Below are 18,323 nucleotides of genomic sequence, written 5' to 3' on the forward strand. Positions count from 1 at the left end.
GCGCCCCGCAGCTCCAAGGCGTGGCAGCACAAGCGGCCGGCAACCACGGGCACGGCGGCGCCGCAAGCACGAGGCAATCGCGGACACGGCAGCGCAAGCGCCCGACAACCACGGGCATGGCAGCGCAGACACCCGGCAACCGCGAGCCGCGGCGACGCAGGCGCTAGACGGTTGCCACGGTCTTGGCTGCGGCGGCGCCCTTCACCCCGGCGTTGCCGAGGCGGATGCGGCCCACCGCAAGCGCCACGGCGAAGAGCGCCGCCGCGAACAACAGCACCATGCCCATGGCGATGACCGCAGGCGCGAGCGCCTCCCAGGTGAGCGCGTCGGCCTGGGCGATGTTCACGAGCGCCTGGCCGTGCCAGTACGACGGCGTGAAGCGCGCGACCACTTCCATGCCCCCGCCCATGAGGCTCACGTCCATCCACGACCCGCCCAGAAACGACAGCACGAGCCCGGTGATGTTCGACGCCGCGTTCGCCGTCATCTCAGAAGCGCCGGCCTGCGCCAGCAGAAAGCCGAACGCGAGCGCGAACAGGACGAACGCCAGCGAGTCCGCGATGCACAGCGCCACGCGCCACGCCTCGGTGCCCGAAAGCGACCCGCTGAACACCACCAGCCCCTGAGCCGACAGCCAGCCCCACGTAATGAGCGCGCACACCACGCCCGCCGCCGCCAGCCCCAGGCTGAGCGACAGGCTGCTCACCGGCGCGGAGAGGTTGCGCCGCCGCACGTCCGTGCGGTTGAAGCCCGCCATGGTCACCGACACCAGCACGCCCACCGCGCACAGGATGGGGTAGGTCTGCCAGCGGTTGTACAGCAGGAAGTCGTCGGGCAGAGGCGAGGCCTCCCCTTCCTCGACGGCGTAGGAGGCCGCCGTCTCCGTGCGCATGTCGTCGAGCGCGGCTGCCGTCGCCGCGGCGAGCACGTCGTCGGCGACGTCCGCGTCGCTTGCGGCCGCGCCGCCCGCGTCGGCCGCATCACCCGCACCGGCCACGTTGCCCGCGTCGGTCGCGGTCGCGCTGCCCGCGTCGGCTACGCCGCCCGCCAGCACATCACCCGCGTCGTCCGCCAGCACGCCCGCCGCGTCCCCTTCCGCGCCGTCCGCGTCGAGGGCCACGTGCACGGCCGCGCACGCCAGGTACATCTGCAGCTGGTTCTCCACCTCATAGCCCGACGTGCGGTCGAAGCTCGCCACCGTCTGCACGCGCGGCAGCTCCTCGCCGGCACGCGCCGCCTCCACGAACGCCTCGCCGTATCCCTCCGGCACGATGACCAGGCAGTCCGTCGTGCCTTGCGCCACTGCGTCCTGCAGGGCGCGCTCGGTGCCGTCTACCTCAACCATGTTCGAGCGCTCGGCCAGGGTCTCGGAGATGCCCCCCGCCAGCGCGCTGCCGTCGCGGTCGATCACGGCCACGTCGGCGCGGTCCTGCACGAAGTCATCGGAGCTGACGCCATGGGTGTTCCCCGTCGCCACGAACACGCCCATGAAGCCGAGGAGCACCACGTAGATGAGGATGTACGTGCGCTGCTTGAGCAGAATGCGACACGCGGTCTTAAAGATGTTCATGCTGCTGCCTCCTTGAGATGAGCGCGGCCGCAACGAGGAGCACCGCCGCCATGGCCACCAACGCGCCAACCGACATGAGGAACGGCTGGTAGCTGTCGTAGTAATACAAGGCGTAGAACGCCTGCGAGATCAGACGCGCGGGGTTCACGTAGGCGGTCCACGGCGCGGCGGCGGCGATCTCGTCCGCCAGGCTCATGCACGCCTGCCCGTAAAGCCCCGCGAACAGCGCCGACAGGCACGTGACGCACGTCATGACGCCGTTCTTCGCCATCTCGGGAATGCCAGGCAGCGCGCCCACGAACACGCCGAGCGCGCACGCCGTGAACGCCGACGCCGCGATGGCGCCCACGCACGCGGCGTCCTGCCCGCCGAAGTCGACGCCCAGCACCAGGCGGATGTACGCGAAGGCCACCAGCAGGCACACAAACGCCAGGACCCACGAGACGGCGAACGTCGCCGCCAGCACCTGCGCGCGCGGCACGGCGCCGAGCACGCGGCGCGCGCCCACCTCCGAGGTGTTCGGGCAGGCGCGGCTCATGGCGACGAGCCCGATGGTGGCGGCGAACATGGTCGCCATGCCCAGAAGCGCGTAGTAGTAGCGCGTGGACTCCGTCGGCGCGTTGTGCGTGACCGACACGCGCTCGGTGAACGTGCTGTCAGCCACCTCGAGCGCCTGGTCAACGAGGGCTTCGACGTCGATGCCCATGCTCAAGAGCAGAGCCGAGGCGTCTTCGACGTCATCGGACGAGATCGAGGTGCCCTGCTCGTAGTCCTTGACGGAGGCGGGCAGCGTCGAGGGGTCGAAGGCCGCGGGGGAGAACGCGCCCGAGGTCACGGCTTGCTCCACGTCGGAGCGGACGCGGCTCTCCACCGCGTCGGTCACGGCCCCCTTCGTGCGCTGCGCGCCGTCGAGCACCGTCTTCACCACGGTCTGCTGCGCCGTGAGCGCGTTATCGGCCGGGTCGAGCTTCATGTGCAGGTGCGGCGATCCCTGCGCGCCTACCGTGAGGTAGGCGATGGCGTCGGTCTCGGCGAGCGCGCGCTGCGCCGCCTCCTCGCTCTCCACGTACTGCGGCACCACGAGGCTTCCCACCTCGTCGGCCGCGGTGCCCGGCTCGCTCACCGCGTCGACCACCTCGCGCAGCACCACCGCCTCGTCAGACTCCCACACCTCGTCCTGCACCACCACGAGTCCCAGCTCGGTGGCGTAGACCGTGTCATCGAGTCCCGCGAACATGAAGGAGAACAGCGTGGACAGGATGATGGGGAACGCCAGGGACCACACGAGGAGGTCCCGGTCGCGCATGAGGTAGAGCGCCGTGTACTTGAACGTGTTCCACATGATGTGCCTCCTGCCCGCGCTAGTCGCGCAGCTCGGTGCCGGTGATCTCGAGGAACACGTCGTTCAAGGTAGGCGGCTCAGCGTAGATGCGCCCGAACGCGATGCCCTGCGCGCTGAGCAGGTCGAGCACGTCGGCCAGGTTGTGCGCGCCCGCGGTGCAGTCGACCGCGAGCACGTCGCCTTCGAGCTCGGCGCGCAGCGTGTGGGGCAGCTCGCGGACGCGCGCGAGGAGGTCGGCGTGCGCGGGGGCCGTGGGGACGGCAGCGTCCGCGTCCGCACCCGCCGCGCCCGCTGGCAGGCCCATGGCCGCACCCGCCGCAGCCGTACCTGCCGCAGGATCAACCGCGGCCGCACCCGCCGCGCCCGCTGGCAGGCCCGCAGCCGCACCCGCGCCCATGGCCGCACCCGCCGCAGCCGTACCTGCGGAAGGATCAACCGCGGCTGCGGCCGCTGGCAGGCCCGCTCCAGCCATGCCCGCCGCAGCCGTACCCGCCGAGGACACGAATGTTTCACGTGAAACATTCGCGTCAGCGTCGGCCGACAGGCCCGCCGCACCTGCACCCGCCAGCTGGATGCGCAGCTTCTCGCCCGTGCCGATCATGGCTTTGAGCTCGGAGTTCGTTCCGCACGCCACGCCGCGGCCCTTGTCCATGATCATGATGCGCGAGCAGATCTCCTCCACTTCCTCCATGTAGTGGCTCGTGTAGATGATGGTGGAGCCCTCGGCGTTCAGCCGCAGGATGCCCTCGAGGATGGCGTTGCGGCTCTGCGGGTCGACGGCCACCGTGGGCTCGTCGAGGATGATGAGTTCGGGCTTGTGCGCGATGCCGCACGCGATGTTGAGGCGGCGCGCCAGGCCGCCCGAGAGCTTCTTCGGGCGGAAGCGCTCGTAGCCCTCCAGACCCACGAAGCGGATGGCCTCGTCCACAAGCGCGCGGCGGCGGCCCTTGTCGGGCACGTAGAGCGCGCAGAAGTAGTCGATGTTCTCGCGCACGGTGAGCTCTTCGAACACGGCGAGGTTCTGCGGCACCACGCCGATCCGGCTTTTGAGGTCATAGCGCGTCGGCGCCATGGCCTCGCCGAACAGGCGCACCTCGCCCTTGTCGTATGTGAGCAACTGCAGGATGCAGTTGATGGCCGTGGTCTTGCCGCTGCCGTTGGGCCCGAGCAGGCCGAACACCTCGCCCGGCTCTATCGACAGGTTGAAGTGGTCGAGCGCGATGGTCTCCTTGTAGCGCTTGACCAGGTTCGACACCTCGACGACGAGGCTGCCTGCCGCGCCTTCCGCGCGCGTCGCGCGTGTTGTGCCTGCCGCATCCGTCGCGCGTGTTGCGCCTGCCGCGCGCGTCGCGTCCTTAGCGTCTCTAGTCACGCTCGTCCTCCTTCTCGAACACCAAGTCAACGGAGAGGATCTTGCCGCTCGGCCCCATGAGCGTGGGCACCCACCCCGCGAAGGCGAAGCCGTCGGCAGCGCGCTCGTCGATGATGCGGCGATGCTCCTCGCTGCGCGCGGTGGTCAGCTTGCTGTTGCTGAACTCAACGGGCACGTACTCGTATCGTTTCATGCGATCCTCCTTCTTCGCGCTCCCACAGGCCGGGCGCGCTCCTCTCAACGTAGCTTCAAGTATCCACGCGAGGGGGATTCGGCAGAAGTGACTTTTGTCACGAGTTCACCTGCAAGAACGTGTTCGGCGCGGGCGCTTGCCGTATGATGGAAGCATGGAACGCGTCTTGGACAAGATCATCGTGTTTGCGGGGTGCTGCCTGGCGCTCATGCTCGTCACGCCCTCGACGCTCGAGGTGACGGGGCTGCTCGCCGCCGTGACGGCCGCGGCGCTCTTCGAGGTGGTGCCGGGCCGCGCGCGACGTGCGGGGACGGCCGCCTACCTGGTGCTGGCGACGGCCTGCGCGCCGTGCGCGCTGTTCGCGCCGCTGGCAGCTTACGACTGCATCCGCAGCGAGCAGGACGGCGAAGGCGAAGGCGCGGGCGGGAGCGGGAGCGCCGGCCGGACCGCCGCGGGAGCCGCGGGCGGCAACGCCGCACGAGGCGCAGGCGCAGGCGGAAGCGGAGCGCGGACGCCCAGCGGGGGCGTGCGGGCGGATGCGGAGGCGCCATGGGAGACGCGCGCCCTGCGCGTGCTGTGCGCGGCCGCGCTGGCGGCCGCCCTGCCGCGGCTTCCGCTTAGCGCCGCGGGCGTCATGCTGGCGATGGCCGTCGTGGCCGCGCTGCTCTCGTGGCGCACCTCGCGCCTGCTCGCCGACAAGAAGCGGCAGCGCATCGCGCGCGACAGCATGCGCGAGCACTCCCTGGCGCTCGAGCTGCGCAACCGCGACCTGCGCGACAAGCAGGACTACGAGGTGCACGTGGCCACGCTCACCGAGCGCGGGCGCATCGCGCGAGAGATCCACGACAACGTGGGGCACCTGCTCACTCGCGCCATCCTGCAGGTGGAGGCCATGCAGGTGGTGCATGCGCAGGACGCGCAGGTCACGCGCGAGCTCGCGCCCGTGAGCGCCACGCTCTCCGAAGCGCTCGCCTCGGTGCGCGCAAGCGTGCACGCCCTGCACGACGACGCGCTCGACCTCGAGGGGCAGGTGCGGGAATGCGCGCGGGGCTGCGAGGCGGCAGGCATCGCCGTGACGATCGACTACGCCGTCGACGACGCACCCGCGCCCGTGGCGCTCTGCCTCATCGCCATCGCGCGCGAGGCGCTCGCCAACGTCATGCGCCACAGCGGCGCCACGAAGGCACACGTGCGCCTGACGGAGTACCCCGCGCTCTACCAGATCACCGTAACCGACAACGGAGGCGGCAACGCGGGCGCAGGCGCGAGGGCGGCGGGGCCGGCACGCGGCAGCGGCATGGGGCTCCAGTCGATGGAGGAGCGGGTAACCGCGCTCGGCGGCTCCTTCCGCGCGGGCTTCGAACGCACGGCGAGCGCAAGGGCAGCCGGCGCGGGCGCAAGGGCAGCCGGCGCGAGCGCAAGGGCAGCCGGCGCAGGCGCCGCGAGAGGGGCGGGCGACGGCGCGGCGGGCGCATGCGGGCACGAAGGCCAGCGCGCGGGCTTCCGCGTGTTCGCCTCCATACCCAAGGAGGCCCCGGATCGCCCATGACATGCACACCACAACGCCAGAAGTGGCGAGAAACCCGCGATCTGATACCGCAGGATCTCCAGCCGAAGCGTCGCGGCCCCTCACGTCCCGGAGAAAACCCTGGTGGCGCGAAATCCGATCCTGCACGCCAAGACGCATCCACCGCAAGCGGAGCGCAAGACGGTATCAGATCGCGGGTTTCTCGTCACTTCCCAACTGAAACCGTGAAAGGAGCCTTCTCATGCGAGTCATGATCGTCGACGACGACCCGTTCATCACGGAGTCGCTCACCACCATCTTGGACGCGCAGCCCGACATCGAAGTGGTGGCGACCGCGCTCGGAGGACGCGAGGCCGTGCGCCTCTTCTCGCAGGTCGCACCTGATGTGCTGCTCATGGACATCCGCATGCCCGAAGGCGACGGCCTCAGCGCGGCCGAGCGCATCCTCGCGGACAGCCCGCAGGCGCGCGTGGTCTTCCTCACCACCTTCGCCGATGACGACTACATCGTGCGCGCGCTGCGCCTTGGCGCGCGCGGGTACCTCATCAAGCAGGACGTCGCCTCCATCGCGCCCGCGCTACGCAGCGTGATGGCCGGGCAGAACGTGCTCGGCAGCGAGGTGATGGGGCGCATGCCCCACCTGGGGGCGCGCGCAGAGGCGCCCACGAGCCGAGAAGCGGTGGAAGCGAACGCGAAAACCGCGGGCCCCAAAGCCACAGGGGCGGCCGCGCCCGACGCGCCGGCCGTCGCGGGCGACGCCTTCGCGAACGTCCAGCTCACCGAGCGCGAGCAGCGCATCGTGGAGCTGGTGGCGCAGGGCCTCGACAACAAGGCCATCGCAGGCACCGTCTATGTGAGCGAAGGGACGGTGCGCAACCACATCAGCTCCATCCTCGCGAAGCTCGGCCTGAAGAACCGCACGCAGATCGCCGTGCACTACTGGAAGAGCCTCATGGGGTAAGTAGAATGCAAGCGAATGCCGCATGAGAGCCCACCATGCTTGGGGCCAGATCCTTCGACTCGCTTCGCTCGTTCAGGATGACAGGGGGGGTGGCTTGCCCAGGATGAGACCCGTAGCGATTATCAGCAACACGAGGGATGGCTACTCATTCAGGATGGCGGAGGAAAAGCCTGGGCATCGGAGAGTCATCCGCCGGAAGCTCGGACGCAGGGGGTGTTCGCTGGAAGCTTGAACGGTGAAGCGTCGTCGGCTGTCCGGGTCTGCGACAGAGGGGGAGACTCGAACGGCGAGCGTCGTCTGTCGGATGGGTCTGCGACGTGAGGAAGTCGCGCGTTTTCGGGTACGGGCTGTTGACGATCGCCTGAAAAGGTGTTCTCCTACTCTTTATGCAAAAAATCGCACATGAGAGATAAGGAGCATATCAGATGGGTCTTACACGTCAGCAATTCGTCATGGTGGCCGTGCTGCTCTCCGGCACTCTGCTCGCCGTGCTCAACCAGACGCTGCTCTCGCCTGCGCTGCCCGCCATCATGGCGAGCCTGCAGGTCGACGCCACCACGATCCAGTGGCTCACCTCGGGGTACTCCCTGGTGGAAGCCGTCATCATCCCGCTTTCCGCGTTCCTGATCGGGCGCTTCACCACGCGCCAGCTGTTCATCACCGGCTTCGCCATATTCACCGCCGGCAGCCTTCTGGCCGCGCTCGCGCCCGCGTTCCCGTTCCTGCTGGCGGGCCGCGTGCTGCAGGCCGCGTGCACGGGCATGGTCATGCCCATGGTGTTCACGGTGATCCTGCTGGTGTTCCCGCGCGAGAAGCGCGGCAGCGCCATGGGCGTCATCGGGCTCATCATCGGGTTCGCGCCCGCCATCGGCCCGTCGGTGTCCGGCCTGCTCGTTGACTCGGTGGGCTGGCGTGCGCTGTTCGTCATCGTCACCGCGCTGTCGGCGCTCGTGCTCGCGGCGTCGGCGCTCGTGCTGAAGAACTACGGTGATTTCGAGCGCACCACCTTCGACAAGCTCTCCGTGATGCTGAGCTCAGTGGGCCTCGTGTGCCTGCTCTACGGCCTGTCCACGTTCGCCTCGAGCAGCAACATGGCCGTCACCGGCGGGCTCATCGCGGCGGGCATCGTGCTCATGGCGCTCTACATCCGCCGCCAGCTGCGCCTCGAGGTGCCCATGCTGAAAGTGTCCATCCTGAAGGCGCGCCCGTACGCCACCGCCGTGTGCACGATCGTCATCATCCAGGCGGCGCTCATGGGCACGGGCGTCATCACGCCGCTCTACATCCAGGGCGTGCTCGGGCAGAGCGCCACCATGTCAGGCGTGGCCATGCTGCCCGGCGCAGTGATCGGCGCGTTTCTGGGCCTGGTCGCCGGCCGCCTGTTCGACCGCTACGGCGTGCGCCGCGTGGTCATCCCCGGCGGCATCGTCATGCTGGCGGGCGCGGCGGGGCTCGTGCTTCTGGGCATGAACACGTCCATCGTGATGGTAACGACCGTTTACACGGTGCTCACCATGGGCCTGCAGTTCATCATGACGCCGCTGAACACGTGGGGCCTGAACTCGCTTGACAACTCCGTGATCCAGCACACGCAGGGCCTGTCGAACACGCTCAACCAGATCGCAGCGTCGTTCGGCACGGCCATGCTGGTATCGGTGTCGGCGCTCGGGTCGTCGTTCGCGGCGAGCGCGGGCGCTGCGGGCATCGAGCAGTCGTTCGCCGGCACCCACCTGGCGTTCTGCACCACGAGCGCGCTTCTGGTGGTGGCACTCGTGGTCATCGTGGCGCTCGTGCGCGACAAGGCGCCGGCGCGCGCGGCGCGCGCCGAGGACGCGAAGGCGAAGGCAGGCGAAGGCGTGGAAGCGAACGCCGCGGCGGGCAGCGGGGCCACGGCCTCCGCGACAGCCGCAGACTCCGACGACGTGCGCGTGCGCGACGCCATGAACCTGCACCCGGTCTACGTGTCGGCGAACGCGACCATGCGCGACGTGGTGCTGCTGATGGCCGAGACGGACACGAGCGGCGTGCCCGTGGTCGACGAGGACTACGTGGTGGTGGGCTTCGTCACCGACGGCGATGTGGCTCAGTACCTGGGCAAGAATGACATGGCGATGTTCGACGCGTCGCTCAACCTCTACCACGCCGTCGACGACGGCAGGATCCAGGAGCGTCTGAGCAACCTGCTCGACCTCAACGTGATGAAGATCGCCACGAGGCGCGTGCTGTCGACCACCCCCGACGCGCGCATCGACGAAGCCTGCCACATCCTGGCCACCAAGCGCATCAAGAAGATGCCCGTGGTGAACGCCGAGGGCAAGCTGGTCGGCGCGCTCAGCCGCCGCAACATCATCCACGCCATAGCTGCCGGCGAGCAGGCCAAGCAGCGCTAGTGCGCGTGGCGGCCGCGCGACGGCGGGCTGTCCGCGCAGGTCGCGTTGGCTGTGCTGATCGCGTTGGGTTACCGAGCTAGAAGCTTGGGTTAGCGCGCGTGGCGGCCGCGCCCTCCGGCGGGAGCCGGCTGCTGCTTGGCAGGGGCCGGCTGAGCAACGGCGGGCTGGGCGCCTGCCTGCGCGCCTGCGCCTGCCTGCGCGCGCGCAGCGGGCCGTGCGACGGCGGGCTGGGCGCTACCAGCAGCCTGCTGGGCGGCGGTGGGCTGAGCGGTGGCTGCCTGCGCGCGCGCCTGGCGGCGGGCCGCTATGCGCTGCTGGCGAGCAGCGCGCTCAGCTGCGCGGCGCGCCTCCTCCTTTGCACGCGCCGCGCGCTCGGCAGCGACGGCGTCGAAGCTTTCGCGCACGGCAGAGACCGCCTGCTGGGCTTGCGGGCTCGGCTCGGGAACGCGCTGCTTGCGCGCAGCGGGCTTCGCCCCCTTGTCAGCGCCGCGCGGAATCGCGGACTCCTTGCGACGCGAGCGGGAGCGCGCCGGCTCGGCCGCGGAAGTCACACGCTGCGGCTCGGCCGTACGCTGCGGCTCCTTCGCGACGCGCTGCCGCGCCTGCTGCTGAGCCTGCACAGGAGGATTCGGCTGGGGTGACGGCGCCTGGGGCCGGGCAGGCTGCGCCCCAGATGCAACGGGCTGCGCCTGGGACCGGGCGGGCTGCGCCGCCTGCTGCGGCATCTGCCCCGCAGGCCGCTGCCCTTGCGGGCGCGCGCCGTCCTGCGGGCGTCCCGCCGCGCCAGCGCCTGCGGGCCGCTGTCCCTGCGCCACCGGCTGCTGCTTGCCGACAGGCTGCCCTTGCGGCCGCCCTTGCGCGCCGCCCTGCGGCCTTTGGGCCCTGCCCCTTCCGCGCGGCGCGCCGTAGCCGCGGGCCGCCACGTTGCGGCGCCCGATCACCATCTGCATCTCGGCCACCTTGCGCCGCTCGGCCTCGAGGCCGTCGACCACGCCGCGCATGCGGCGGTCGAGCGTGATGATCCAGACCACCAGCAGCACGATGGCGACGGCAAGCACCGCGAGGCCCAAGGCCACCAGCGCAACCGGAGATGAGATGACTTCAGCCAAGCGAATCGCTCCCTGATGAGAATCGAGGCCAACCAGCAAACCTGCAGACGAAACTGCCTTCGATCATACCGAAGAGCGCGGAACTTGTCCACGGCCGCGCCCTCCTTCGGCAACCTTGCGGCAGCCTTTCGGCACGATCACGAAATCGGGTCGATCGCCTTCACCGCGCAGTCGGGGAAGCGCAGGGTGACGGTGGTTCCACGCCCGAGCTCGCTCTCCACGCGCATGTCGGCGCGCTCGCCGAAGAAGCCCTTCATGCGGTCGTGCACGTTCTTCACGGCGATGCCCATACCCGTAGACGACTCGGGGTGCATGATGTTGTTGCATGTCTGCTCGTCCATGCCCACGCCGTCGTCAGACACGCTGACCACCACGTCATCGCCGTCGACCTCGGCCAGAATGGAGATGATGAGCTTGCCCTCCGACGGCATGGCGTGGCGCACCGCGTTCTCGACGAGCGGCTGGAGAATGAACGGCGGCACCATCATGTCCTGCAGTTCGGGGCCCGCGCCCACGCAGAGGCCCACGCGGTCCTCGCCGAAGCGCGCCACCTCGAACGAGAAGTAGCGCATGGTCTGCTCGATCTCGCGCGAGAGCATGATGCGCTCGGAGGAGTCCTCCAGCGTGCGGCGGTAGAACACCGCGAACTCGCGCAGCAGCGTGCGGGCCTTCATGGGGTCGGTGCGAATGAGCGAGGCGATGGTGTTGATGGTGTTGAACAAAAAGTGCGGGTTGATCTGGCTTTGAAGCATCTTGAGCTCCATGGCGGTGGCCAGCTTGCGCTGGTTCTCCATCTCGGCCGCCGCCATCTGCGTGGACAGCAGCCGCCCGAAGCCCTGCGCGATGGACTTCTGCGTCTCGGTGATCTTCTTCGCGCTGCGGTAGTAGAACTTCAGCGTGCCCTCGACGTTGGAGCCCACGCGCAGAGGAACGATGATGGCGGCCTTGATGGTGCTGGCGCCCTCCGGGAAGCCGATCTCCTCGGCGCTGTAGAGCACGCGCGCCACGCCGTCGGCGATGGTGTCATGCGTGGCCTGCGTGCGGATGTCGGCGCCGGCGGGGTTCTCCGCCTCCTGGAAGCCGACGTACCCGAGGATCTTCTCCTTGTCGGTGATGGCCACGGCGATGGCCGCGGTGTTCGGCAGCAGAAGCTCGCAGATGTCCTGCGCCGACTGCTGGTTGAGCCCGTCCTGCATGAGGTCGAGCGTGGCGCTCGAGAGCTGCAGCATGGCGTCGGACTGGTGCGCGCGCACCGAGTCAGGATCGCTGAGCAGGCGCATCACGATGACGAGCGAGAGCGTGAAGATCACGCCCGCCACGATGACGGTAGGCACGCTCACCGTGGGCGACATGAGCGCCCCCACCATGACGAGAGCGGCGAGGGCGGCGATGGTCAGGGCGAGCATCTCGAGGTTGAAGAACCGCGGGGCCATGCGCCTGTTGTTTTTCTTGGTGTCGATGATCTCTTGCATAATGCGCTTAGTATACCAGCTAACTTTCACGTAGGGAGCGGGCAGGCCCCGTGCGGCTCAGATGACGCCGGCCTGGTCCACCACGAGGAGGGCGGCGGCCACCAGGAGGAAGCAGCCGAAGGCGAGGCGAAGCGCCCGCTCGGGAATCTTCGTGATGTAGCGCGCGCTGAGGGCGGCGCCGGGGATGGAGCCGCAGGCGATCGCGATGCCGGCGATCCAGTCGACGTTGCCGAGCATGCCCTGGTAGACCACGCCGGGAACGGCCAGGATCATCACGGAGATGAGCGACGTGCCCGAGGTGAGGCGCATGGGCAGGCCCACGAACGTCACGAGCATGGGCACGATGAGGAACCCGCCGCCGAGGCCCACGTACCCCGAGGCCACGCCCGCCACCATCCCGATGAGGAAGGTGAGGACGACCTGGCGCGTGGTGACGCGCGGAAGGGCGGAGGCTGCGGAGGGTGCGGGGGCGTTTGCGGCTGCGGGGGCGGGCGCGGACGTGGATGCGGGCGCGGAGGCAGCTGCGGGGGCGGATGCGGGCTTGGAGCTCGCCGCCTTGGCCGCCGCCGCAGCCCCGGGCTCGGCCGCCGCCTCGGGCGCGCCGCTCCCCCTCCCCGCCTTCGGCGCGGCGAGGGCCTTCTGCAGCATGGTGATGGCCGAGTACGCGATCACGCAGGCAGCCGCCACCATGATCATCCAGTCCTCCGAGCGCGTGGCCAGCCACACGCCCACCGGCGAGGTGAGCGCGCCGCCCACACCCGCCGCCACGCCGAGCTTCGGCAGGCAGGTCTTGTGGCGCACGTGCGTGATCGCGCCCGACACGCTGGTGGGGATGATGGTGAACATCGAGGTCGCCGTGCTCACGATGGGCTCGAGCGCGTACCCCAGCTTGAGGACCGGCACCAGTATCGTGCCGCCGCCGATGCCGAGCAGGCCCGACAGCACCCCTACGAAGAGACCCACGGCCAGCGAAGCAGCTATCATGCCGAGCTCGTCCACCGTCTCCCCGCCTTCCTATTCCGCGATGTTCAGGCGGATCTCGCAGGTGAGGCCCGGGTCGACCGACGTCGACGGGGCCGCCACCGGCGCGCCCGCGCCCGCTCCCGCGCCGCCAGCCGCGCCGCCGCCCGCAGCCGCGCCGCCAGCCGCGCCGCCGCCTCCGGCGTCCCCGCCCGCGCCGCCCACGGGCTCCATCAGGCACGAGCGCACGAGCGCCGTGGTGAGCATCTGGTCGGAGTCGAGGCGCGCCATGGCCTCGGGCCACACGTACTGGAACTCGAAGTACTTGGCGCAGTTCGCCTCCGCGTAAGCCGACGCCTCGCCGGTAGCCGCCTTCGCCGCGCGCCGATACGCGCGCTTGTCGGGCCGGGCGAGGCTGCGCAGCAGCGCCGTGAGGCGGATGCGCCGCGTGAGGCCCGGCTCCAGGAACGGCCCCGGGTACGGCTCGAGCGAGGCGGGCTTGACCTGCTGCAGGTCGATGAGCGCGCGCGAGTACTCGAGCTTGCGGTACTCGTAGATCCAGCGGAAGATGTCCTGGCGGAAGCGGTCGCCTTCGCTCTGCGTTTCCGGCGGGAGGTGGCGCAGCACCCAGCGGTTGTCGAACCAGATGTCCGAGCCGTACATGCGCAGGTTGAGCATGTAGTCGAGGTCCTCGCCGCGCGTGATCCACGGGTCGAAAGCCAGCCGCTTGAAGGCCTCCTTGTGGATGGCCAGACAGCCGCCGCACACGTGGTTCGAGCGCGACAGACGCGGGCCCTGCATGGCGCGCGAGATCCACGCGTTGAACGCGCGACCCTGCTGCCAGAAGCGGTTGTACCACTTGTCCTCCCACTTCGAGAGGTATGACCCCTGGTCGTTGAGGTAGTAGCCCGTCTTCGCCAAGATGGGGATGCCCTTCTTCGTCAGCTTGCCCAAGCCGTACATGGCGTTCTTGAGGAAGGCGGGGTCGTCGATCACCTCGTCGTCGTCGAGGAACACCACCGCGTCGAAGCCGAGCGTGATGGCGACCACGAGCCCCAGGTTGCGGACAGCGCTGTAGCCGCGCAGGCCCACCTCGTCCTCGAGCCGCCCGATGTTGAGCTGCTCCATGCGCTGGCGCACGAGCGCGAGCTCAGCCGCGCCGATCACGAGCACGCTCAAGCGGGGGTGCGACGCGGCGACGGCGCGGACCTTCTCCGCCGCCTGGTTCTCAAGCCCTGCGTCGGCCGCCACCAGCACCACCACGAGCCCGACGCCTTCCACCCCCTCGAGCGAGGCGAGGCAGCGTCCCAGCTCGCCGGACTGCGTGATGGCGGTGGTGTGGTCGTAGCTGCCCACCACCTCGCGGCTCTCGCGGCGACGGCGCGTGGCCGATATGTACGTCGGAATGATAACGACTGGCTTCATGCGTTCCCTCTATCTGCTCGCTGCTTACTGCTGCTGACTGACTCTGCCTATCCCTGTCCGATCTGCCTTCTGCTTCTGCCCTCTAGCCGCCCTTCGGCGTCGGCTGCCTTTCGGCGTCGACCGCCCTTCGGCCCGGTCCGCTTCCCTACTCACGTCCGCGGGACGCGCTACCGCTTGCCCTTCCCGCGGCGGCTGGCGGAGGCGGGCCTCCCCCGGCCGCGCGGCGCGCGCTTGGCGGCGGGCGTCTGCTCGCGCTGCATCCAGCGCGCCTGCTCGCGGCGCTCCTTCATGGCCGCCGTCTCCGAGCGCAGCGCCTGGTAGGACGCGAATCGCTCGGCGGGCACGTCGCCGGCCTCCACGGCGGCGCGCACCGCGCAGCCCGGCTCGCGCTCGTGCTTGCAGTCGCGGAAGCGGCAGTCGCGCGCGATGAGCTCGATATCGGCGAAGGCCGCCTCGATTCCCGCGTCGGCGTCCCACAGCCCCAGCCCCCGCACGCCGGGCATGTCCACCACGCGCCCGCCGCCGGGCACGTCGAGCATCTCGCGGCTCACCGTGGTGTGGCGGCCCTTGCCGTCGCCTTCGCGCACCTGCGCCGTCTCCTGCACATGCTCGCCCAGAAGCAGGTTGACCAGGCTCGACTTGCCCACGCCCGAGCGCCCGACGAGCACCGTGGTGGTGCCCGCGGGAAGGAGCGCGCGCACAGCCTCCACCGAGGCGGGGTCGTTGGCCGACACCACGAGCGTCTTCACGTCGGGGCCGGCAAGTGCGCGCACCTGGGCGCGCACGGAGTCGATCTGCGACTCGTCCTGCGCGAGGTCGGCCTTCGTGAGCACCACGGTCACCTCGGCTCCGGTCTCGTACGCCAGCACGAGCTCGCGCTCGAGGCGGCGCATGTTCACCTCGGCGAGCGGCTGGACCACCACCACGCGGTCGAAGTTGGCGGCGAGCACCTGCGGGAGCGCGCGCTCGGTGGGGTCCTTCCGCACAAAGGCGCGCGTGCGCGGGAAGATCTCCTCGATGAGCGCCTTGTCGTGCGCGCTCGGCAGGCGCACGCCCACCTTGTCGCCGATGGCCGCGCGCTCGGCGGCGCCCTTCAGGAGCGCGGTGGCGTGCTCGCAGCGCAGAAGCTCGCCGCTCTCAAGCCTGACCAGCGGGAACCCGCGGTCGAGCTTGATGACCTCGCCACGCGCGAACGTGGTTTCGCAACAGCCCTCCATCAGCGGCGACTCTCCCTCATGTGGCGGAACACCAAGACGAGCGCGAGACCCGCCAGCACCAGCAGGACGCCGGGAACGAACCGCAGCGCGTCGGGCGCCTCGCGCACCGCAGCGCCCTTCGACACGAGCGAGACGTGGCTGGCGTGCAGGTCGGAGAGGCCCGCGTGGTCGGGGCACGACAGGTTGAACGTCCCGCGCACCTGCAGCACCGTGCCGCGCTTGCCGTAGGCGCCGTACGTGTCGATGACCGAGGTGGCGGCCAGGGTGGTGAGCACCGGCACCTCGGCGAACGAGCCGTCGGTGGCCTCGAGCGTGATCCAGCAGTGGTCGAAGTCGAGCTCGGCGTTGATGCGATCGCCCACCACCTCGCCGGTGACCTGCACGGTCTGGCCGTCGAGGTAGGAGTCGGCCGTCTCGAGCTCGGAGATCGAGGTGTCGTAGATGAACGAGCTGTCGGGCAGCTGCTGGGGGTTCACCTGGTTGCTCGGGTCGGGGCCCTCCTCAGCCCACGCCGCCGGCACCGCCACCAGAGCCGCGAGCGCCAGAGCGCACGCCAGGGCAAACGCAAGGGCGAAAGCGCGCGCAGAGGCGAGCGAGCGTGCGGGAGCGAAAACGTATGCAAGCGCCCGAATGCGCGCGAAAGCGGACATGCGCGTTTTCCCCATCATGACGCACCCCTGACCTTCCGGCGCGGGAGGATCGAGGCGCCCACCTCCACGATCAGCGCGAGCAGCGTCACGAACTCGAGACGACCCACCCACATCTGGAAGATGTAGAACAGCTCGAGCGTGAAGGGCATGCCCGGGCTCACCACGCCCGTGACGATGCCGCCGTTCGACGTCATGGCCACCGACTCGAAGATGGCCTGCGTGGCCTCGTGGCCGTGCGCGATGCCCACGAGCGCGCCGAGGGCGTAGGTGATCACGTAGAGGATGAACACCGTCATGGCCTCCTTCACCACCTCGGGGCTCAGGATGCGGCGCCCGACGTGGTTGTACGCCACCACCACGCGCGCCGAGTCGGGCGCGAGCGCCTCCTTCACCGTGGAGACGATGGACTTGAAGATGATGCCCACGCGGTAGAGCTTGATGCCGCCCGCCGTGGAGCCCGCGCTGCCGCCGACGGCCATGAGCAGCGCCAGCGAGAGGAAGGCGCCCGACGAGAGCACCGTGGTGAGCTGGTTGGTGGTGATGGTCTGGAAGCCCGTGGTGGAGTACGCCGAGATCACCATGAACAGCCCGCGGCGCAGAAGCGCGGGCAGGTCGGAGAACAGGGGCCAGGCTGCCAGCGACGCCGTGAACACGACCGTCATGGCGGCGATCCAGAGCGCGGTGGTGTGCGTCTCGATGTCGCGGAAGAACGCGCCCACGCGCCCCTTCCACACCTCGGCGTACATCACGAAGCTGACAGAGCCCAGGATCATGAGGAAGATGAGCACGAGCTCGATGGGGAACGAGTGGTAGTACAGGATCGACTGGCCCGCGGGCGCGAAGCCGCCGGTCACGAAGCTGGAGATGGCCATCCACAGCGCATGCAGAATCGCGCGGGCGGGCTCCATGCCCGCGACCACGCACAACAGCGACAGCAGCACGGTGGCCAGCAAGATGACGGCCGCCGTGATGCGCGCGATGAACTGCGTGGTCTGGATGACGTTGGGGACCACGTGCTCGCGGCGGCCTTCCGAGGTGTACAGCGAGGCGCCCGCGCGCTTGCCGAACAGCCCGATGGAGAGCGCCACCACGATGAGGCCCAAGCCGCCGATCAGGTGCATCATGAAGCGGAACATGTTGTCGGCGTTCGACAGGTGGTCCAGGTCGACCACCACCGACGCGCCCGTGGTGGTGAGGCCCGACACGCCGTCGAACAGCGCGTCGAGGTAGGTGAGGTAGTGCCCCGAGAAGTACAGCGGGACGGAGTACACGAGCGCCAGCACGATCCACGCCAGGCCCGTGACCGCGAGCGCCTGACGGCGCGTGAGGCGGCAGGGCTCGACGCGCAAGAAGCGCAGAAGCGCGCCGAGGGTGAGCGCGCCGCCGGCCGCGGAGAGGTAGCGCGCGGCGGGCTCCCACTCCTGGAAGAGCAGCGCCATGGCGAGCGGGACCGCCATGAGCAGCGCCGAGAACATGATGAGCGTCCCCAGGTAGTGGCCGATCACGCGCAGGTCGTCGAGTGTGAACCGCTGCCACATGAGCTATCCCATGACCACGCGCACGACGGTGATGATGACCCAGAGCGCCACGATGAAGCCGGCGATGGAGAGCAGCACCAACGCGAAGCCGGTGAGGGGCGGCACGGCGGCCGACTTTATGTCGTCGATCGATTTACGCATGCCGCCATTTTAGCCGAAAAGAGCCCCCGTAATGTGGAGGCCCCATGGGCGCGGGCGAGAACCCCCAACGAGGCAGGCGGAAACAAGGACAGGGAAACGCTTTTGCGGGACCGTGCAGATTTGGAGGGATATTTTGGCAGAAATCTTCAGTTCTTTGTCTTCTTAGCGGTGAGTTCACCTTTTTGGGCGGCTGACAAGAGCCGAATTCAGGTGTGGCGAATTATGCGACCTGGGGTTTCGTCGTCTGCTCTTCTTGAGGTCAAGGTGAACTTGCTTCTGCAACGAGCTAAGAAGACAAAGAACTGAAGATTTCTGCCAAAATCGCAGCGGAAAATTGCACGGAGCCCAACGAGACGAGACAAAACAGCAAATTGGCAAAGGAACAGCAAGAAATGCTTCGAAAGCGGAGGCGTGACCAAAACGTAAGGCACGTGCAAGGGTTGCGAAAGAGCGCC

The 18,323-nt window shown here is 69.1% G+C and carries 14 protein-coding genes and 1 pseudogene; 3 read left to right on the forward strand and 12 right to left on the reverse strand.

The features are described 5' to 3' along the window. Positions 1 to 163: 163 nt before the first annotated feature. From G7Y50_RS00655 to G7Y50_RS00675, 4 genes and pseudogenes are all read right to left on the reverse strand, one after another. A complete protein-coding gene (locus G7Y50_RS00655) occupies positions 164 to 1,570 on the reverse strand; it encodes an ABC transporter permease (RefSeq protein WP_165047252.1) in 1,407 nt (468 codons plus the stop codon). Further along, a complete protein-coding gene (locus tag G7Y50_RS00660; RefSeq protein ID WP_165047254.1) occupies positions 1,557 to 2,912 on the reverse strand; it encodes an ABC transporter permease in 1,356 nt (451 codons plus the stop codon). The genes G7Y50_RS00655 and G7Y50_RS00660 overlap by 14 nt, the downstream gene beginning before the upstream one ends. Positions 2,913 to 3,480: 568 nt before the next feature. Further along, positions 3,481 to 4,167: pseudogene (locus G7Y50_RS12230) on the reverse strand (ABC transporter ATP-binding protein); the annotation flags it as partial. 109 nt (positions 4,168 to 4,276) lie between these two features. After that, positions 4,277 to 4,477: a DUF4177 domain-containing protein gene (locus G7Y50_RS00675; protein WP_165047257.1), complete on the reverse strand. Its 201-nt coding sequence runs from the start codon at positions 4,475 to 4,477 to the stop codon at positions 4,277 to 4,279. 154 nt (positions 4,478 to 4,631) lie between these two features. Here G7Y50_RS00675 and G7Y50_RS00680 point away from each other — a divergent pair, with 154 nt between their 5' ends. The 3 genes from G7Y50_RS00680 to G7Y50_RS00690 all read left to right on the forward strand — a co-directional run bounded on the left by G7Y50_RS00680 (position 4,632) and on the right by G7Y50_RS00690 (position 9,356). Further along, a complete protein-coding gene (locus tag G7Y50_RS00680) occupies positions 4,632 to 6,026 on the forward strand; it encodes a sensor histidine kinase (protein WP_165047260.1) in 1,395 nt (464 codons plus the stop codon). Between the two features lie 220 nt (positions 6,027 to 6,246). Further along, positions 6,247 to 6,966, forward strand: coding sequence for a response regulator transcription factor (locus G7Y50_RS00685; RefSeq protein ID WP_165047262.1), 720 nt, complete (start codon positions 6,247 to 6,249; stop codon positions 6,964 to 6,966). A 425-nt stretch (positions 6,967 to 7,391) separates the two neighbouring features. Then, positions 7,392 to 9,356 carry an MDR family MFS transporter gene (locus G7Y50_RS00690; RefSeq protein WP_165047264.1) on the forward strand — a complete coding sequence of 655 codons (1,965 nt, stop codon included), beginning with the start codon at positions 7,392 to 7,394 and terminating at the stop codon, positions 9,354 to 9,356. An 89-nt stretch (positions 9,357 to 9,445) separates the two neighbouring features. On the opposite strand, the gene G7Y50_RS00695 is transcribed toward G7Y50_RS00690, so the two are convergent. The 8 genes from G7Y50_RS00695 to G7Y50_RS00730 form a co-directional block, all read right to left on the reverse strand. Then, a complete protein-coding gene (locus G7Y50_RS00695) occupies positions 9,446 to 10,465 on the reverse strand; it encodes a hypothetical protein (RefSeq protein WP_165047266.1) in 1,020 nt (339 codons plus the stop codon). A gap of 137 nt (positions 10,466 to 10,602) precedes the next feature. Further along, a complete protein-coding gene (locus G7Y50_RS00700) occupies positions 10,603 to 11,937 on the reverse strand; it encodes a histidine kinase (RefSeq protein ID WP_165047268.1) in 1,335 nt (444 codons plus the stop codon). Between the two features lie 57 nt (positions 11,938 to 11,994). Beyond that, positions 11,995 to 12,921: a sulfite exporter TauE/SafE family protein gene (locus tag G7Y50_RS00705; protein ID WP_165047271.1), complete on the reverse strand. Its 927-nt coding sequence runs from the start codon at positions 12,919 to 12,921 to the stop codon at positions 11,995 to 11,997. 30 nt (positions 12,922 to 12,951) lie between these two features. Beyond that, complete coding sequence (locus G7Y50_RS00710; RefSeq protein ID WP_165047284.1) at positions 12,952 to 14,322, reverse strand: glycosyltransferase; 1,371 nt, start codon at positions 14,320 to 14,322, stop codon at positions 12,952 to 12,954. 167 nt (positions 14,323 to 14,489) lie between these two features. Further along, positions 14,490 to 15,539: a ribosome small subunit-dependent GTPase A gene (rsgA, locus tag G7Y50_RS00715; protein ID WP_165047292.1), complete on the reverse strand. Its 1,050-nt coding sequence runs from the start codon at positions 15,537 to 15,539 to the stop codon at positions 14,490 to 14,492. Continuing rightward, entirely contained in the window at positions 15,539 to 16,207 is a 669-nt protein-coding gene (locus tag G7Y50_RS00720; protein ID WP_165056901.1) for a hydrolase, read from the reverse strand. Before G7Y50_RS00720 ends, rsgA begins: the two co-directional genes overlap by 1 nt. Next, complete coding sequence (locus tag G7Y50_RS00725; protein WP_165047301.1) at positions 16,204 to 17,727, reverse strand: TrkH family potassium uptake protein; 1,524 nt, start codon at positions 17,725 to 17,727, stop codon at positions 16,204 to 16,206. The genes G7Y50_RS00720 and G7Y50_RS00725 overlap by 4 nt, the downstream gene beginning before the upstream one ends. Before the next feature lie 3 nt (positions 17,728 to 17,730). Next, positions 17,731 to 17,868 (reverse strand): hypothetical protein, encoded by a 138-nt coding sequence (locus tag G7Y50_RS00730; protein WP_165047304.1) that lies wholly within the window; start codon positions 17,866 to 17,868, stop codon positions 17,731 to 17,733. Between the last annotated feature and the right edge of the window lie 455 nt (positions 17,869 to 18,323).

Source organism: Adlercreutzia sp. ZJ176 (assembly GCF_011038975.1).
Taxonomy (GTDB): domain Bacteria; phylum Actinomycetota; class Coriobacteriia; order Coriobacteriales; family Eggerthellaceae; genus CAAEEV01.

Coding starts and splice junctions, on each gene's coding strand:
- G7Y50_RS00660 (WP_165047254.1), bottom strand. CDS start 2,912: ATGTGGAACACGTTCAAGTACACGGCGCTCTACCTCATGCGCGACCGG.
- G7Y50_RS00680 (WP_165047260.1), top strand. CDS start 4,632: ATGGAACGCGTCTTGGACAAGATCATCGTGTTTGCGGGGTGCTGCCTG.
- G7Y50_RS00685 (WP_165047262.1), top strand. CDS start 6,247: ATGCGAGTCATGATCGTCGACGACGACCCGTTCATCACGGAGTCGCTC.
- G7Y50_RS00705 (WP_165047271.1), bottom strand. CDS start 12,921: ATGATAGCTGCTTCGCTGGCCGTGGGTCTCTTCGTAGGGGTGCTGTCG.
- G7Y50_RS00725 (WP_165047301.1), bottom strand. CDS start 17,727: ATGTGGCAGCGGTTCACACTCGACGACCTGCGCGTGATCGGCCACTAC.
- G7Y50_RS00720 (WP_165056901.1), bottom strand. CDS start 16,207: ATGATGGGGAAAACGCGCATGTCCGCTTTCGCGCGCATTCGGGCGCTT.
- G7Y50_RS00730 (WP_165047304.1), bottom strand. CDS start 17,868: ATGCGTAAATCGATCGACGACATAAAGTCGGCCGCCGTGCCGCCCCTC.
- G7Y50_RS00700 (WP_165047268.1), bottom strand. CDS start 11,937: ATGCAAGAGATCATCGACACCAAGAAAAACAACAGGCGCATGGCCCCG.
- rsgA (WP_165047292.1), bottom strand. CDS start 15,539: ATGGAGGGCTGTTGCGAAACCACGTTCGCGCGTGGCGAGGTCATCAAG.
- G7Y50_RS00675 (WP_165047257.1), bottom strand. CDS start 4,477: ATGAAACGATACGAGTACGTGCCCGTTGAGTTCAGCAACAGCAAGCTG.
- G7Y50_RS00710 (WP_165047284.1), bottom strand. CDS start 14,322: ATGAAGCCAGTCGTTATCATTCCGACGTACATATCGGCCACGCGCCGT.
- G7Y50_RS00655 (WP_165047252.1), bottom strand. CDS start 1,570: ATGAACATCTTTAAGACCGCGTGTCGCATTCTGCTCAAGCAGCGCACG.
- G7Y50_RS00690 (WP_165047264.1), top strand. CDS start 7,392: ATGGGTCTTACACGTCAGCAATTCGTCATGGTGGCCGTGCTGCTCTCC.